The organism is Streptomyces albofaciens JCM 4342, from assembly GCF_008634025.1.
Taxonomy (GTDB): Bacteria; Actinomycetota; Actinomycetes; order Streptomycetales; family Streptomycetaceae; genus Streptomyces; species Streptomyces albofaciens.
This window is the reverse complement of record NZ_PDCM01000002.1, coordinates 3,391,088-3,407,125: the sequence shown is the minus strand read 5'-3', so window position 1 is coordinate 3,407,125 and position 16,038 is coordinate 3,391,088. Positions and strand designations below refer to the sequence as shown.

Annotated in this window: 15 protein-coding genes; 11 read left to right on the top strand and 4 right to left on the bottom strand. The window is 72.1% G+C overall.

Annotation, left to right across the window (positions count from 1 at the left end; genetic code table 11):
- Positions 1 to 164: 164 nt before the first annotated feature.
- Entirely contained in the window at positions 165 to 1,505 is a 1,341-nt protein-coding gene (locus CP973_RS34685; protein WP_150247902.1) for an amino acid deaminase, read from the bottom strand.
- Between the two features lie 153 nt (positions 1,506 to 1,658).
- Between CP973_RS34685 and CP973_RS34680 the strand changes: the two genes are divergently transcribed.
- The 4 genes from CP973_RS34680 (at position 1,659) to CP973_RS34665 (ending at position 5,677) form a co-directional block, all read left to right on the top strand.
- A complete protein-coding gene (locus CP973_RS34680; RefSeq protein ID WP_150247900.1) occupies positions 1,659 to 2,891 on the top strand; it encodes a sugar kinase in 1,233 nt (410 codons plus the stop codon).
- Positions 2,888 to 3,646 carry an IclR family transcriptional regulator gene (locus tag CP973_RS34675; protein WP_030373954.1) on the top strand — a complete coding sequence of 253 codons (759 nt, stop codon included), beginning with the start codon at positions 2,888 to 2,890 and terminating at the stop codon, positions 3,644 to 3,646. The genes CP973_RS34680 and CP973_RS34675 overlap by 4 nt, the downstream gene beginning before the upstream one ends.
- Positions 3,647 to 3,658: 12 nt before the next feature.
- Positions 3,659 to 4,069, top strand: coding sequence for a RidA family protein (locus tag CP973_RS34670; RefSeq protein ID WP_150247898.1), 411 nt, complete (start codon positions 3,659 to 3,661; stop codon positions 4,067 to 4,069).
- Positions 4,070 to 4,195: 126 nt separating this feature from the next.
- Entirely contained in the window at positions 4,196 to 5,677 is a 1,482-nt protein-coding gene (locus CP973_RS34665; RefSeq protein ID WP_150247896.1) for a GntP family permease, read from the top strand.
- Positions 5,678 to 5,842: 165 nt separating this feature from the next.
- Here CP973_RS34665 and CP973_RS34660 read toward each other — a convergent pair whose 3' ends face one another.
- Both CP973_RS34660 and CP973_RS34655 read right to left on the bottom strand, forming a co-directional pair.
- Positions 5,843 to 6,373 (bottom strand): DUF1648 domain-containing protein, encoded by a 531-nt coding sequence (locus tag CP973_RS34660; RefSeq protein WP_150247894.1) that lies wholly within the window; start codon positions 6,371 to 6,373, stop codon positions 5,843 to 5,845.
- 94 nt (positions 6,374 to 6,467) lie between these two features.
- Positions 6,468 to 7,829: a M14 family metallopeptidase gene (locus CP973_RS34655; protein WP_150247892.1), complete on the bottom strand. Its 1,362-nt coding sequence runs from the start codon at positions 7,827 to 7,829 to the stop codon at positions 6,468 to 6,470.
- Between the two features lie 203 nt (positions 7,830 to 8,032).
- On the opposite strand from CP973_RS34655, the gene CP973_RS34650 reads away from it, so the two are divergent.
- Positions 8,033 to 8,941, top strand: coding sequence for a S1 family peptidase (locus CP973_RS34650; protein WP_150247890.1), 909 nt, complete (start codon positions 8,033 to 8,035; stop codon positions 8,939 to 8,941).
- Between the two features lie 92 nt (positions 8,942 to 9,033).
- Here CP973_RS34650 and CP973_RS34645 read toward each other — a convergent pair whose 3' ends face one another.
- A complete protein-coding gene (locus CP973_RS34645) occupies positions 9,034 to 10,119 on the bottom strand; it encodes a chitinase (RefSeq protein WP_150247888.1) in 1,086 nt (361 codons plus the stop codon).
- Positions 10,120 to 10,462: 343 nt separating this feature from the next.
- On the opposite strand from CP973_RS34645, the gene CP973_RS34640 reads away from it, so the two are divergent.
- From CP973_RS34640 to CP973_RS34620, 6 genes are all read left to right on the top strand, one after another.
- Positions 10,463 to 11,479 (top strand): hypothetical protein, encoded by a 1,017-nt coding sequence (locus CP973_RS34640; protein WP_244410191.1) that lies wholly within the window; start codon positions 10,463 to 10,465, stop codon positions 11,477 to 11,479.
- 184 nt (positions 11,480 to 11,663) lie between these two features.
- Entirely contained in the window at positions 11,664 to 12,386 is a 723-nt protein-coding gene (gene cpaB, locus CP973_RS34635) for a Flp pilus assembly protein CpaB (protein WP_208853355.1), read from the top strand.
- Between the two features lie 13 nt (positions 12,387 to 12,399).
- Positions 12,400 to 13,797: a CpaE/TadZ family protein gene (locus CP973_RS34630; RefSeq protein ID WP_244410190.1), complete on the top strand. Its 1,398-nt coding sequence runs from the start codon at positions 12,400 to 12,402 to the stop codon at positions 13,795 to 13,797.
- A 3-nt stretch (positions 13,798 to 13,800) separates the two neighbouring features.
- Entirely contained in the window at positions 13,801 to 14,187 is a 387-nt protein-coding gene (locus CP973_RS41230; RefSeq protein ID WP_244410189.1) for a TadE/TadG family type IV pilus assembly protein, read from the top strand.
- Complete coding sequence (locus CP973_RS34625) at positions 14,184 to 14,609, top strand: TadE family protein (RefSeq protein ID WP_150247886.1); 426 nt, start codon at positions 14,184 to 14,186, stop codon at positions 14,607 to 14,609. Before CP973_RS41230 ends, CP973_RS34625 begins: the two co-directional genes overlap by 4 nt.
- Positions 14,606 to 15,943: a TadA family conjugal transfer-associated ATPase gene (locus CP973_RS34620; protein WP_150247884.1), complete on the top strand. Its 1,338-nt coding sequence runs from the start codon at positions 14,606 to 14,608 to the stop codon at positions 15,941 to 15,943. The genes CP973_RS34625 and CP973_RS34620 overlap by 4 nt, the downstream gene beginning before the upstream one ends.
- Positions 15,944 to 16,038 lie beyond the last annotated feature (95 nt).

Sequence of the window (16,038 nt, the reverse complement as noted above, 5' to 3'; positions counted from 1 at the left end):
GGGTGCACCGGAGCGGGACCCGGGCGCGTCCGGGATGGGACGCGCCGGCCGGGGGCAGGGGGCGCCCCCGGCGCTCGGCGCGGGGCTCGGGGGTGGTGCTCCGCGCCGGGATCGTGGGGCCCTGCCGGGCCGCCGTGGGGTCTCCCGGAACCGGGGAGGGGCGGTCAGAAGAACGTACGGACGTAGTCCACGACCGTGCCGTCCGCCTCGGCCACCGGGATCAGCTGCCACTTGTCGAAGGAAGTGCACGGGTGCGACAGCCCCAGGCCGACCCAGTCACCGACCTCCAGGGCGTCGCCCCGCTCCGTACGGAGCCAGGTGTGCTGGTCGGAGAGCCCGGTGACGGTGATGCCGTCGGCGGGCCGCTCGCCGCCGTCCCGGCCGGACCGTACGACCTGGGCCTGCGGCAGGTCGAGGTCGTACGCCGCGTCCCGCTTGCCCGCGTTCAGGAACGCCTGTTCCGGGGTGGGGCGGGAGACGACCTGCGCCCACAGGCGGAAGGCGGGCCGCAGGGCGCCCTCGTCCGGGACGCGGTTGAAGGGGGTCAGACGGCGGTAGTGGCCGTCGTCGTGCGACACGTACGCGCCGGAGCGCAGCAGCTTCAGCAGCGGCCGGGACAGTTCCGGCGCCTCGGCGAAGACCTCGGCGACCGCGTCGAACCAGGCGCTGCCGCCCGCGCTGAGCACGATCTCCTCCAGGTCGGCGAAGCGCCCGGCCCGGTCGAAGGCCACGGTCAGCGCGAGCAGGCGGCGCAGCCAGGCGGTCACCCGCTCGTGCGTCGCGTCGGGCACCTCGCCCTCGTACCCGGCGACGCCGACCAGGCGCAGCGTGTCCACCCCCGCGACGGCGTCGGCCAGTTCGAAGCACTCGGCGTCGGTACGGACACCGGTCCGCGCGCCCTCGCCCGCGGCCAGCTCGATCACCACGTCCAGCGGACGGGTGGCGCCCGCCTCGCGCAGCGCGGCGTCCATCAGCTCGATGCCGCGCAGCGAGTCGACGTAGCAGACGCAGCGGAAGCCGGGGTCGGCGTCCAGTTCGGCGGCGAGCCAGCGCAGCGCGACCGCGTCGACGACTTCATTGGCGAGGAAGATCCGCTGGATGCCGTAGGCGCGGTAGACGCGGGCCTGGTGGGGGACGGCGGCGGTGATGCCCCAGGCGCCGCGGGCGAGCTGGCCGGCGAACAGCTGCGGGGCCATCGAGGTCTTGCCGTGCGGGGCGAAGGCCAGGCCGTGCCGCTCGGCGTAGCTCTCCAGCAGCGCGAGGTTGTGCTCCAGCGACTCGGCGGACAGGGCGAGTACGGGGGTGGTGAAGCCGCCGGTGAAAAGATTCCGCCGCTCCGCCGCCAGCTCGCCGACGGTACGGCCGTCCGCGTCCGGGGGAAGGCCCTTGAAGCGGTGGTCGACGCGTTCGTCCGCGAGGGTCTTCGCGTGCCGGGCGGCGGTTGCTGCGTCGGCGCCGGACGCGGCACCGGTGGTGCTGCGGTCGGCGTGGGGCGCGGCGGCCATGGGGGCCTCCTCCAGTTCATGTTGCACTGTGTGCAACACCCATTGCGCATATCGCTTACAGCTGTCTAACATCCGAGCCATCGCCGGGTCAATGGTGCGTAACACGTCGCGGAACGGCTCAACGAGCCCGTACGCAAAGGAGTGCAGGAGATCGTGACCACGTCCCAGAACGCTCGCACCGATGGCACCGACACGGACGGCACCGACACGACGGACGGCAGCGGGACGCCGTACGGCACCAGCACGCCGGAGGGTGTCGGCGCGCCCGCCGGCACCGGGTCCGCGGAGCCGGGCACCGACGTCGTCTGCCTCGGTGAATCCATGGTCACCTTCATGCCCACCGAACCCGGGCGGCTCGCCGACGTATCCCTCTTCGAGCGCGGCATCGGCGGCGCCGAGTCCAACGTCGCCTGCGCCCTCGCCCGTACCGGCCACCGCGCCCGCTGGATATCCCGCGTCGGGGCCGACGCCTTCGGCGACCACCTGCGCGCGGCCGTCGCCGCCTGCGGCGTGGACGTCTCCCACGTGCAGCGCGACCCGGACCGCCCCACCGGCGTCTACTTCCGTACGGCGGGCGAACGCGCCACCGGTACGCGGACGGAGGCCGGCGAAGCCGAGGTGGCGTACTACCGCGCCGGATCCGCCGCCTCCGCCATGGCCCCGGACCTGCTCGACCACGACGTGCTGCGCGACACCCGCGTCCTGCACCTCACCGGCATCACCGCCGCCCTGTCCGACAGCTGCCTCGACGTGCTGCGCACCCTCACCGCGCCGTCCCCCGGGCGCCCGCTCGTCTCCTTCGACGTCAACTACCGCGTCGGCCTCTGGCAGGACCGCACCGTACGCGGCCCGGAGATCGTCCTCGACCTCGCCCGCCGCTGCGACCTGGTCTTCGCCGGCGAGGACGAGGCCGCGGCCGCCTGGGACCTGCACGGGCCCGAAGCCCTGCGCGCCGCGCTGCCCGAACCCGCCGTCCTCGTCGTCAAACAGGGCGCCCACGGCGCCACCGTGTACGCCCGCCAGGCGGACGGCACCGACACGCTCACCACCGCGCCCGCCCTCGCGGTCGACGTGGTCGCGCCCGTCGGCGCCGGTGACGCCTTCGCCGCCGGATTCCTCTCCGCCACCCTCCGCGACCTGCCCGTGTTCGAGCGCATCCGGCACGGCCACCTCATGGCCGCCGCCTCCCTCACCGTCCCCGGCGACCTCGGCACACCCCCGTCCCGCGACCTCGCCGACCACCTTGCGGGCCTCGACCCCGCCGCCTGGGGGAGACTGCGACTCGGCCCCGGCTGGACGACCGACGGTGACACACCCACCGACCGCAGCGGTGAGACCACCAGCCACGGGGTGCACGACCCACGGGTGGAGGTCCGTACACGATGAGTCAGACAGTCGACCGCGCACTGAGCATCCTGCCGCTGCTGGCGGAGGGCCCGGCCAACCTGGAACAGGTGGCCGGCCGCCTCGGCGTCCACAAGTCCACCGCGCTGCGGCTGCTGCGCACGCTCCACGAGCACGGCATGGTCTACCGGCAGGGCGACCAGCGCTACCGCCTCGGCGCCCGGCTCTTCGCCCTCGCCCAGCAGGCCGTGGAGAACCTGGACGTACGCGAGATCGCCCACCCGCACCTGGTCGAGCTGAACGAGAAGTGCGGGCACACGGTGCACCTCGCGGTGTACGAGGAGAACGAGGTCCTCTACATCGACAAGGTGGAGAGCCGCTATCCCGTACGGATGTACTCGCGCATCGGCAAGCCCGTCGCCATCACCGTCGCGGCCGTCGCCAAGCTGCTGCTGGCCGACCTGCCCGAGGCCGAGCGCCGCGCGCTGGCCGAAAAGCTCGACTACCCCCTCTACACGTCCCGTTCGACACCCAACGCCACGGCGTTCCTCGCCGAACTGGCCAAGGTGCGCGAACAGGGCTGGGCCACCGACCTCGGCGGCCACGAGGAGTCCATCAACTGCGTCGGGGCCCCCATCCGCGGCGCGGACGGCCGGGTCGTCGCCGCCATGTCGGTGTCCGCGCCGAACGTGGTCGTCACGGCCGAGGAACTCCTCACCCTGCTTCCGTCGGTACGCCGTACCGCGGACGCCATCAGCCGGGAGTACTCCGGCAACACCCCGCAGAAGGACCAGTAAGGAAGCCTGACCATGACCGAGAAGACCGCCCTCACCCCCGCCACCCACACCGCCCCGCCCGCCAAGTTCTCGCACGGCGTGAAGAAGGGCAACATCCTCCAGGTCGCCGGCCAGGTCGGCTTCCTGCCCGCCGTCGAGGGCCAGGCCCCCACCCCGGCCGGCCCCACCCTGCGCGAGCAGACCCTCCAGACCTTCGCCAACGTCAAGGCGATCCTGGAGGAAGGCGGCGCGACCTGGGACGACGTCATGATGATGCGCGTCTACCTGACCGACGTCGACCACTTCGCCGAGATGAACGAGATCTACAACGCCTACTTCGAGGCCGAGGGCCTCAAGGAAGCGCCGGCCGCCCGTACGACCGTGTACGTCGGCCTGCCCAAGGGCCTGCTCATCGAGATCGACGCCCTCGCGGTACTGGGCTGACCGGGACGACCCCCTTGCCGTTACTGCCGCTGAACCCGCCGCACGGTGCGGCGCCCCACACCCACGGGGCGCCGTGCCGCGGTCCCCCCTGCCTGGAACCACCCTGTCTGACAACGGAGTCACCACATGTTCCACGCTGCTGCCGCGGCCCCCGCCACACCACCGACGCCACCCCACACCGGCGGCCTGCTGGCCCTCATACCAGGCACGCCCGGCCTCCTCACGGTCGCCGCCCTGGGAATCCTCCTTCTCCTCTTCCTCATCATCAAAGTCCGCCTCCAGCCGTTCGTAGCGCTGTTGGGCGTCTCCATAGCCGTGGGCCTGGCAGCAGGCCTGTCCGTCACCGAACTCTTCGGCACCGTCCAGAAATCCTCCCTCCCCTCCCTCATCGAGAGCGGCATGGGCGGCATCCTCGGACACGTCGCCATCATCATCGGCCTGGGCACCATGCTCGGCGCGATCCTCGAAGTGTCCGGCGGGGCAGAAGTATTGAGCGCGCGCCTGCTGGGCCTCTTCGGCGAACGCCGCGCCCCCCTGGCGATGGGCCTCACCGGCCTCATCTTCGGCATCCCCGTCTTCTTCGACGTGGGCATCTTCGTCCTGGCCCCCATCGTCTACGCAGCAGCAAAGCGAAGCGGCAAATCCATCCTCCTCTACTGCATGCCGCTGCTCGCCGGCCTCTCCATGACCCACGCGTTCCTGCCGCCCCACCCCGGCCCGGTCGCCGCCGCCGGCCTCTTCAAGGTGGACCTGGGCTGGATCATCCTCATGGGCATCGTCTGCGGCATCCCCGCCGTCCTGGCCGCCTGGGCCTACGCCGCGTGGATCGGCAAGCGGATCTTCGTCCCCGTACCGCAGGACATGGTGGAGGCTGCCGAGGAGGCCCGGGCCGCGGTGATCGCCGAACAGACCGCCGCGGGCGTCCGGCCCCACGAGAAGCCGGTCGCCCTGGGCACCGTCCTCACCATCATCGGCACCCCCCTCGTCCTGATCCTCCTCGCCACCTTCTCCTCGGTCGCCCTGGCCCCCTCCACCCTCCGCTCGGTCGTCGAATTCTTCGGCAACCCCTTCGTGGCCCTGACGATCGCCCTGCTCCTGGCCTACTACCTCCTCGGCATCCGCCGCGGCTGGTCCCGCAAGTCCCTGGAAACCGTCTCCACCGCGTCCCTCAAGCCGGTGGGCAACATCCTGCTTGTGGTCGGCGCGGGCGGCATCTTCGGCGCCGTCCTCAAGGGCAGCGGCGTGGCCGACGCCCTCTCCGACACCTTCCAGAACGCCGGCCTGCCGGTCATCCTGCTCGCCTGGCTGGTCTCCGTCGTCCTCCGCGTGGCCCAGGGCTCCGCGACCGTGGCCATCGTCACCACCGCCGGCATCGTCCTCCCCCTGGTGGACGGCCAACACCTCTCCCAGCCCCACCTCGCCCTGATCATCATGGCCATCTCGGCCGGCTCGATCTTCGCCTCCCACGTCAACGACGGCGGCTTCTGGATGGTCGCCAAGTACTTCGGCATCTCCGAACGCGACACGCTGAAGTCGTGGACGGTGTTGGAGACGGTGTTGTCGGTGGTGGGGTTCGGGGTGGCGGCGCTGGTCAGCCTGGTGGTTTAGCGGGTACGTACGGGGCGGTATCCCGGGTGGTGATGAACGTTCGGGGCGGTATCCCGTGGCGGTGGTGAACGTACGAGGTGACGACGGTGCCGCCCGAGCCGGCCGGGGCGGGCGGCCGCGCATGAACCTGCCCATGGTGCCCGTAAGCGGCGGCGGGCCCCCGCCTCACCGCTTCCGGTCGCGCGCGGCCGCTCCGATCACCACCGCGGTGCCGATGAGCACCGGGACGAGCATCGCCGCGAGCAGCCCGACGGGCACGTTCGGGTCCGGTGTGGAGCGCCAGAACAGGCCGCAGCCCATGAGGAGGGAGGTGCCGATGCAGGCGTTGAGCAGGAGCACGGCGCGGGCGATGCGGCGGGCCGAGGCCCGGCTGGCGGGTCTGTTGATCAAGGAAGAGGCGGCCCGTGCGGCGGCGAACGGGGTGTTCGCGGCCGTCAGCTCGTCGCGCGGTGTCACCCGCAGCGTCAGCTCCGCGCTGCCGGCCGTCACCACCGTCACTCCCGCGTACACAAAGACCAGGATGAACGCGCTGCCGACCGACTTGTCCGCCCAGGTGTCCACTGCGCCGCTCCCGATGTGCCACGGTATCCGCCCCGGCAGGTGCGGGTAGCGCAGCGCGCCCCAGATCGTCTGGGCGGCGAGCAGGACGGCGCTGGGGAGCAGCCACGGCCGGATCGGGGAGGAGAAGATCGCCATGGGGCAATCGTCCGATGAAAGTCCCGGGTGGGGAAGCAGGCGTGGTACGCCGTGACCGGGGCCCGCCCACGGCCGGCCCCGGTCACGGGAGGGATCACCCGGTCTTGCAGTACTGCGCCTCCTTGCCGATCGAGCGGTACATGCAGTCGCTGTTCTCCAGCAGTTGGAGGACCGCGTCGCGGTTGCGGGAGGTCTCGCGGGCGATCACGGAGTCACGGGGGTAGAAGCCGCCCTGGCCCGCCGAGGACGGATACATCTCGAAGGTGTAGGCGAAGATCTTCTGGTTGCCCCAGAGCCAGTCGTCGATGGAGCCGTCGGTGATGTAGAGGTCGCTGGACTGTTCGGGGGTGTAGCCGTTGCCGGCGGCCATGGACTTGCCGACGGCGGCGAACGCGTCGCGGTCGTCCTGCGTCATGCCGGGGGCGGTGTCGCTGTAGGTGTAGCCGTAGGGCCACAGGACCAGTTCGCTGTACGTGTGGAAGTCGATGGCGGTCTTGATCTGCTGGACGCCGCCGACGACACGGCCGCGGACGAAGTTGCTGACGACCTTGACCTCGGGGGCCGAGGCGGGGGACGGGCCGCGGTAGGTCTCCGAGCCGGTGCTGCCCGAGGAGCCGCCGCAGCAGGCCCACTTGTAGTCCCAGTTGCGGTTCAGGTCGGTGCCGACGTTGGCGGAGCCGGCGTTGGGCTGGCGGTTCTTGCGCCAGCTGCGGAACGAGCCGCTGGCGATGTCGTACGCGCCGCCGTCCGGGTTCACGTCCGGGATGACCCAGATCTCGCGGGAGTCGAGCATCTTGGTGACGCGCGGATCGCTGCCGTACTTGGACGTGTAGTCGTTGAGCAGGTAGAGCGCCATTTCCACGGTGAGGTGTTCGCGCGCGTGCTGGTGCGCGGTGAACAGGACCTCGGGTTCCTGCTCGTCCTGGGCGACGTTCTTGCTGAGTTTGAGGGCGAGGATGTCCCGGCCCTCGTAGGACTTGCCGATGACGCGCTTACTCAGGATGGCCGGGTACTTGGCCACGAGGGCGTTGATCTCGGCGGTGGCCTCGGCGTAGTTGTGGTATTTGCCGTAGCCGGAGGGGAAGTCCTTGACACGGTCGCCGGTGCCCGACGGCGGTGCGGGCAAGGCCCGCAGCCGGTAGCCGAGTTCGCGTACGAGGGCGGCCTGGGCGGTGTCCGCGGTGATGACGACGGTGCGGCCGTGCACCTCGTCGATGGACACGCCCGTCGAGGCGAGCGCGCTGCGCTGCGCGGCGGTGGCGGGGCCGGTGATCTCGTACTGGCGGGGTGTGCCGGTGTCCGCGGCCGTGGTGCCGGCGGCGGTGCGGGCGGACGTGTCCTGCCGGGAGCGGAGCGGGGAGTCCTCGGCCTGCGCGGCGAAGGGTGCGGCCAGGGCGAGGGAGACGAGCGCGGTGAGGACGGTGGTCCGTCTGCCGCGTCTTCGGGGTCGTCGCATGGTGTCCTCCGTGGGGGTGTGAGGCGAGCGACGGCGCCAGTGTTCGGGCGTTGGCATGCCTCGGTCAATCCCTTTCGTTGACGCAAACACGCCAAATTCACGCGTGTTTCCGGAAGATTCTTGTCACGGGCCGGTGCCGCACCAACAATGCGCACGACAAGTCCGGCGCCACGCCGGACTCACCAGCGTGAGAGGACCCCCACATGAACAGACCTCTCGTCGGCGCCCTGGCCACGGCCGTCCTGGGCGCCACGGCGCTCGCGGGCACCGCCGGTACGGCCCATGCGACCACGACGTCGGACACGGCGGACCGGGGTGCGGCCCGGACCGCGGCGGCACCGCGGCTCCAGGCCGTGGCGCAGACCGCTCCCAAGGCGAAGGCCGTCACCTTCGCGGGCACGGTCGCGCTCAGCAACTGTTCGGGCTCGATCGTCCGGATGCCCAACTCGACCGACAACGACCCGGCCCTGGTCATGTCCAACGGCCACTGCCTGGAGAGCGGCATGCCCGACCCGGGCGAGGTCGTCGTCGACCAGCCGTCCAGCCGCAGCTTCACCGTGCTCAGCGCCTCGGCCGGCAACCTCGGCACGGTCCGCGCCACCAAGGTCGTCTACGGCACGATGACCGACACCGACGTGTCCTTCTACGAACTCTCCTCGACCTACGCCCAGATAAAGCAGCGCTACGGCATCAAGGCGCTGGACATCGCCACCACCCACCCGGTCAAGGGCGCCGGGATCACCGTCGTGTCCGGTTACTGGAAGAAGACCTATTCCTGCAACATCGACGGGTTCGTGCACCAGTTGAAGGAGGGGGGCTACGTGATGAAGGATTCCGTGCGCTACACCCCCGCCTGCAAGACGATCGGCGGTACGTCCGGGTCGCCGGTCATCGACACCGCCTCCGGCAAGGTCGCCGCCATCAACAACACGGGCAACGAGAACGGCGGTCGCTGCACCATGAACAACCCGTGCGAGGTCGACCAGAACGGCAAGGTCACGGTGCGCAAGGGCATCAACTACGCGCAGCAGATCTACACCATCCCCAACTGCTTCGGCACCGGCAACAAGCTGGACCTGGGGCGGCAGGGGTGCGTGCTCCCCAAGCCGTGACGGCGGGGTGGACCCACGTGGTCCGTAGACCATAGGAGTGCACCGGCCGCGCGGCGCACCGAGCGCCGCGCGGCCGGTCGTCCCTACGGGGGCTACGGCAGCTTGTGCACGTGCGCCCCCACCTGAGCCGCGAACGCGTTGCCGTTCGCCGCGTCCCAGTTGGTGGACCAGGCCATCGCACCCCGCAGCTCCGGGTACTTCTTCGGCGGCTTGAACGCGCCGCAGTGCTCACCCTTCGTCAGACAGTCCAGCGCCGCGTTCACCACGGACGGCGCCACGTACCCGCCGCCCGCCGCGCGCGACGACGCCGGGACGCCGATCCCCACCTGCGACGGCGCGAGTCCGCCCGCCAGCTGCACGCAGGCGAGCGAGGTGAGGAAGTCCACCGTGCCCTGCGCGTACACCTTGCCGTCGCAGCCGTTCATCGAGCCGCTGTTGTAGTACTGCATGTTGACGACCGTGAGGAAGTCCTTGATGGCCAGGGCCGTCTTGAAGTACTCGTTCCGCGGCGACTGCATGTCGACCGTCTGCGGCGCCATCGTCACCACCACGCCGCTGTGCGCGGCGTGCAGGGCCTTCAGCGCCTTCGTCATATAGGTCGAGTTGAGGCCGTTCTCCAGGTCGATGTCGACGCCGTCGAACCCGTACTCGTCCATGAGCCTGCCGACCGAGTCGGCGAAGTTCTTCGCGGAGGCGTCATCGGCGACCGCGACCGCGCCCTTCTCGCCGCCGACCGAGATGATCACCGATTTCCCGGCCGCCTGCTTGGCCTTGACGTCCGCCTTGAACGCGTCGGCGGAGCCGTAGCCGACCGCCGGGTCAAGGTGGAAGTCCACGGCGCCGGGCGTGCCGGTCGCCTCCGCGAAGGACACCGCGATGATGTCGTAGGCGTCGTTCACGTCCTTGAGTTTCTGGACCGTGGCGCCGTTGTCGAAGTTCTGCCAGTAGCCGGTGACGGCGTGCTTCGGTACGGCCGCGGTGCGGGCCACTGTGGGGGAGTGGCCGGTCCGCGACGCGGCGGACGTGGCGGTCGTGGTGGCCTCGGACGCGTCTGCGGTGCCCGCCGCGACGACGCCGGCGGCGGTCAGGGCCGCGGCGGCGAGCCCCGCCAGCGTCCGTGCGCGGCGTCGTGCCGTACGTCCCGAACGTGCTGCTCTTCCTGATCGTGCGCGTACCACTGGTGCCTCCGTGGGGGGAGTTGGGCTTGGTGGTTCTGCTGCGCGTTCAGGGGCCCCTGAGCTGTTGTGGTGCGAGTGTTGTGCGTGATGCACACGGTGCGTCGCGCTGGCGTACAAGGTGGTCCAGACCAATGTGCGTGTCAAGGGGTCGCGCGGAACGCGGACTTCCCCCGGGCGGGGCGGAGGCAAGGGGGCGGCGGGGGAAAGGAGATGCCAAGACGGGGGTCGAGTACCCCGGAACGTGTTCTCCGGGGCGGAACTCGTGGATAAGGTGCTGAGCCAACAGCAGTGCCGACAGCGCCAACAGTGCCGACAGCGCCAGCAGCGCAGTGGGGGACGCGACGTGCCGACCGCGATTGCAGTCACCAGCGCCGACCTCGCGCTGCCCGCCACCGACCGGCAGATCCCGGCCGCCGTGGTCGTCCGCCCGCCGCACGCCCAGCCGTTGGACGAGGCGCTGACCGAGCTGGGCGCGGTGCTGGAACACCACGGCCACCTCGTCGCGCTCTGCTCCACCGCCTGCCCGCCGGGCCACGTACGCCGCCTACACACCCTGCGCGCCGTCCTGGAGAGCGACCGGTTCGCGATCGTGCCGCTCGACCTGCCGCCGCTCGGCCTCGCCGTACTGGCCCACCAGCTCCGGCAGTTGTCGCTGTGCGACTTCAGCCCCGGCCTGCTGGCCTGCGCGGCCCGCCTGCTGTCCCACTACGTGCACGCGGGCGCCCTGCTGGGCAGCGTGGCCCGGCTCGACCGGGTCGCCACCGACCTACGCTCCCACCTGCGCTCCTGGGTGCCCGGTACGCACTTCGCGGTGCTCGCCAACCCCGAACCACACCTCGTCCACCTCGACCGGCACCCCGAACGGGCCGCCGACGCCGGACTGCGCCCACCCGGCTTCGCCACCCGCCTCGTCCACGCGCGCGGCCAGCTGGCCGGCGACTGGGTCGACGGCGTCCTGGCCCGCTGCTGGCAGGTGCAGGGGACGTACGAGGTCCCGCTGCCCGCCGAGTCGGCGGCCTGGTGGGGCACGCGCAAACTGGCCGAGTTCGCGGCGGCCATCCCGGATCTCTCGGTGCTCTACCAGCTCGTGGCGTCCGTACGGAGAGAGGAGTGCCGCTGGTGTGGTCTCGAACTCATCGGCGACCGGTGCGCGTTCTGCTGCGCGCCGTCCGCCGCTCCGACCCCGGGCGCGGGCCCGGGCAGCGGGCGCCGTACGAACGGGTCCGCGCGCTCCCTCCCCGGCCCGGACGCCGACACGCCCGCCTCCTCCCTGCTGCGGCGGCGCGGCCTGGCCCCGGTGGCACCGGGCGGCGTTCCCGGCCCCGAGCCCGGCCGGCGGGCGGCCGTACGGGCACGCTGAGCCGGCCTGTGCCGGGCCCGTCCGTGCCGGACCCGTCCGTGCCGGACCCGCCCGTACCGTGCCCGTCCGTACCTGACGACCCGGCCGGCCCCCGCGTGCCCCGCCCCCACCCGTGCGACCCGCCCCGCCCGGCCCCGGCCGGTACCGCCCCCGCCCGCCCCGTCCCCAGCGAGGTTCCGCGCTCATGAACTCACGCCAGCGCCGCGGAGTGATCCTGCTGCTCCTGTCGGTCCTCTGCGCGCTCGGCGCGTTCGTCGGCGTGCTGTCGGTGATCCGCGACGTGGAGTCCAAGGTCGGGCCCGAGCGCACCGCGTACCGGCTCAAGTCGGACGTGGCCGCCTACCAGGCGCTCGACCCGGGCCAGTTCGAGCAGGTCGCGATACCGGAGCGCTGGCTGCCGGACACCGCCGTCACCGATCTGGCCCGGGTGCGCGGGAAGATCGCCGTCACGCCGCTGCACAAGGGCTCGCTCCTCCAGGACGACATGGTCGTCGACCGGCCGGCGCTCAAACCGGGGCAGCAGGAGATCGCCATCATGATCGACGCGGCCACCGGCGTGGCCGGGAAGATCAACCCCGGGGCGCGGGTGAACATCTACGCCACCTTCGAGGGCAAGCGCCCCGAGGACAAGCCCGTCTCCAAGGTGATCGTGGCCAACGCGCAGGTCATCGACCGCGGCAAGCTGACACCGCTGGAGAGCAAGGACCCCGGCGACACCCGCTCCGCCAGTAACCGCCGCGCCGCCGAGGCGGTGCCGATCACCTTCGCGCTGAGCACCGCGGACGCCCAGCGCGTCGCCTACGCGGAATCCTTCGCCACCCACGTACGGCTCGCCCTCGTCGCCCCCGGCACCGAGTCCGCCATCCCGCCGGGCGAGCGCACCTACACCCTCGACGGCGACACATGACCCGGAGGCCCAGGTGACCATCCGCATCCTCGCGGCCGTCGGCGAACCGGACGCGGCCCGCGCCGTGTCCTCGCTGATCGGCCAGCTGCCGGGCGCCGAGCCCGCGCCGCCGGTCGCCGACTCGACGGCCCTGGTCAACGCCCTCGACCAGGCCGCGTCCCGGTCGGTGGCCGGTGCCGCGGACCCGCCGGGGCCGCCGGCCGCGGCCGTGGACGAACTCCCCGAGGTCGTCCTCGTCCACGAGCGCATCGGCCCGGTGCCCGCGCTGGAGCTGATCCGCGACATCGCGCTGCGCTTCCCCGCCGTCGGCGTCGTACTGATCACCGCCGACGCGGGGCCCGCCTTGTTCGCCGCCGCCATGGACGCGGGCGCGCGCGGCGTCGTCGGCCTGCCGCTCGGCTACGACGAACTGGCCGCCCGGGTGCAGGCCGCCGCCCAGTGGGCGACTGGCGTACGGGTGCACCTGGGCGGCGGCCAGGAAGCGGCGGCCGGGCCCGCCGGCACGCTCGTCACCGTCACGGGCGCCAAGGGCGGCGTAGGGACGACCCTCACCGCCGTCCAACTCGCCCTCGCCGCGCGCGCCGCCGGACGCAGCGTCGCGCTGGTGGACATGGACCTCCAGTCCGGTGACGTGGCCTCCTACCTGGACGTCCAGTTCCGCCGTTCGATCGTCGACCTCGCGGGCATCCAGGACATCTCCGTACGCGTCCTCCAGGACGCCGTGCACGCCCACCACACCGGTCTCGGCCTGCTGCTGGCGCCGGAGGAGGGCGAGCGCGGCGAGGAGGTGGACGACCGGGCCGCCCGCACGGTCCTCTCCGCGCTGCGCTCGCGCTACGAGCTGGTGGTGGTGGACTGCGGCGCCCAGATGCAGTCCGCCAACGCCGCCGCCGTCGAGCTCTCCGATGTCGCCCTGCTGGTGACCACGCCGGACGTGGTCTCCGTACGGGCCGCCAAGCGCCTCGTACGGCTGTGGGACCGCCTCCAGATCCGCAAGGCCGAGGACACCACGACCGTCGTCAACCGCCTCACCCGTAACACCGAGATCCAGCCGCCGCTGGTCGCCAAGGCCACCGGCACCCACGTCGCGCGCACACCCGTACCGGCCGGCTTCAAGGAACTCCAGCCGTACGTCGACGCCGGCCGGATGCAGGACCTGGACGCCCGCTCCACGGTCCGGCAGGCGCTGTGGGCGCTGGCGGGGGAGCTGGGCCTGGTCGACGCGCCCGCCGCACGCCAGGGGCGGGGCAGCCACCGCGCGCGTACGTCGCTGACCGGGCGGCGCCGCAAGGCGCTGACGGCCGGGCCGGGCGGCGGGGAGGCGGGCGCGTCGTCCGGTATGCATGGCCCGGCCGGTCCGCACGGCTCGGGCGGCCGTTACGGTCCGGCCGGCCCGTACGAGGAGGGCTGAGGCGTGCGCCGCGCCCGGCCGGGCGACGACCGCGGGCAGGTCTCCGTCGAGCTGCTCGGCCTCGCGCCGCTGATCCTCGTCACCCTCGCCCTGGTCTGGCAGTTCGCGCTCGTCGGCTATACGTACGCGCTCGCCGGCAACGCGGCGGACAAGGGCGCGCGGGCGGGCACCGCCACCGAGACCGGCGGCGCGGGCGCCTGCGCGGCGGCGGCCAAGAAGGATCTGCCCGGCGCCTGGCAGGGCGGCGCCGAGATCACGTGCGGGGCGCAGGGCGGCCTCTTCACGGCCCGGGTCGGGCTCAAGGTGCCGGTGCTCTTCCCCGGCGTCGCGGACTTCCCGTGGGGGACGGTCACGGGTTCGGCGGGGGCGGCGGAGGAGGAGGGGACGTGACGGGAACGGAGAGGACCCGGAGCGGCAGGAGGCCGCGCGTCCGGCGCGACGACCGCGGCCAGGTCTCCATCGAATTCCTCGGCTTCCTGCCGATCCTGCTGCTCGTCGCGCTCGGCGTGGTGCAGCTCGGCCTGGCCGCGTACGCCGTCCAGCAGGCCGGTACGGGAGCGCGCGCCGCGGCCCGTACGGCCACCCTGGACGAGGCCGACCGCAAGACCACCCCGGAGGCGGCGGGCAGGGCGGCCATGAGCGACTGGGCCGCCGCGGGCGCCAAGGTCGTGGCGACCGGGGGCGGCGACGAGGTCCAGGCCACCGCCACCGTCAGGATCCCCGTGCTGCTGCCCGGCATCGGCGACCTGCACGCCACCCGCAGCGCCACCATGGCCCTCCCCGCCGAACCCGGAGGAACGACCGCCCCATGAGCCTCAAAGCCCGCATCGCCGCGCCGGAGGCCCCGCCGACCGGCCGCGAGGACGGCCACCTCGTCGCCGTCTACCGCGCCAAACTCCTCGAAGAGATCGACCTCGCCGAGATGTCCGCGCTGGCCGCGGCCGAGCGCCGCACCCGTCTGGAGCGCGTCCTCGGCCACATCATCAGCCGCGAGGGCCCGGTCCTGTCCACCGCCGAGCGCGCGCAGCTCATCCGCCGGGTGGTGGACGAGGCGCTCGGCCTCGGCGTCCTGGAGCCGCTCCTCGAAGACGCCTCGGTCACCGAGATCATGGTCAACGGCCCGGACCAGGTGTACGTGGAACGGCACGGCCGGGTGGAACTTGTCCCCGTCCGCTTCGCCTCCCACGAACAGCTGATGCAGACGATCGAGCGCATCGTCTCGACCGTCAACCGCCGGGTGGACGAGTCCAATCCGATGGTCGACGCGCGGCTGCCGTCCGGCGAGCGCGTCAACGTCATCATCCCGCCGCTCGCCCTGAACGGCGCCACCCTCACCATCCGCCGCTTCCCCCGCGCCTACACGCTGCGCGAGCTGATCGGCATGGGCACGCTGGACGACCAGATGGTGATGCTGCTGGCCGCGCTGGTGCGCGCCAAGTTCAACGTCGTCGTCTCCGGGCCCACCGGCGCGGGCAAGACCACCCTGCTCAACGCCCTCTCCGGGCTGATCCCGGAGGGCGAGCGCATCATCACCGTCGAGGACGCCGCCGAACTCCAGCTCCAGCAGACCCATGTGATCCGCCTGGAGTCCCGGCCGCCGAACGTGGAGGGCAAGGGCCGTATCACCATCCGCGACCTCGTACGCAACTCGCTGCGCATGCGTCCCGACCGCATCATCGTCGGCGAGGTCCGCGGCGGCGAGACGCTGGACATGCTCCAGGCGATGTCCACCGGCCACGACGGCTCGCTGGCCACCGTGCACGCCAACAGCGCCGAGGACGCCCTGATGCGCCTCCAGACGCTGGCCTCCATGTCGGACGTCAAGGTCCCCTTCGAGGCGCTGCGCGACCAGATCAACAGCGCCGTCGACTGCATCGTGCAGATCGCCCGGCACGCCGACGGCTCCCGCCGGATCGGCGAGATCGCCATCCTCGACTCGCACGGCCACGCCGACTACCGCCTCGCCACCGTCTGCCGCTTCGAGGCCGAGCCCAGCGGCGCCGACCGCACCGTACGCGGCCGCTTCCGCTACTTCCCGCTGCCGCGCCGGGTCGCCGAGCGCCTCTACCTGGCCGACGAACCGGTGCCGCCGGCCTTCGGCGTCGCCGCCACGGCGGACCAGCTGGCCACCCGGGAAGCCTTGTGACAGCCCCGTAGACCGTATGACCCGTAGCCCACAGTCCACAGCTCACAAGCCCATGACCCACAGTCCACACAGCCCGCAGCCCATAAGCCCATAAC

Excerpts from the sequence above, each read along its gene's own strand:
- CP973_RS34685 (WP_150247902.1), bottom strand. The coding sequence starts at position 1,505 with ATGGCCGCCGCGCCCCACGCCGACCGCAGCACCACCGGTGCCGCGTCC.
- CP973_RS34675 (WP_030373954.1), top strand. The coding sequence starts at position 2,888 with ATGAGTCAGACAGTCGACCGCGCACTGAGCATCCTGCCGCTGCTGGCG.
- CP973_RS34670 (WP_150247898.1), top strand. The coding sequence starts at position 3,659 with ATGACCGAGAAGACCGCCCTCACCCCCGCCACCCACACCGCCCCGCCC.
- CP973_RS34665 (WP_150247896.1), top strand. The coding sequence starts at position 4,196 with ATGTTCCACGCTGCTGCCGCGGCCCCCGCCACACCACCGACGCCACCC.
- CP973_RS34660 (WP_150247894.1), bottom strand. The coding sequence starts at position 6,373 with ATGGCGATCTTCTCCTCCCCGATCCGGCCGTGGCTGCTCCCCAGCGCC.
- CP973_RS34655 (WP_150247892.1), bottom strand. The coding sequence starts at position 7,829 with ATGCGACGACCCCGAAGACGCGGCAGACGGACCACCGTCCTCACCGCG.
- CP973_RS34650 (WP_150247890.1), top strand. The coding sequence starts at position 8,033 with ATGAACAGACCTCTCGTCGGCGCCCTGGCCACGGCCGTCCTGGGCGCC.
- cpaB (WP_208853355.1), top strand. The coding sequence starts at position 11,664 with ATGAACTCACGCCAGCGCCGCGGAGTGATCCTGCTGCTCCTGTCGGTC.
- CP973_RS34620 (WP_150247884.1), top strand. The coding sequence starts at position 14,606 with ATGAGCCTCAAAGCCCGCATCGCCGCGCCGGAGGCCCCGCCGACCGGC.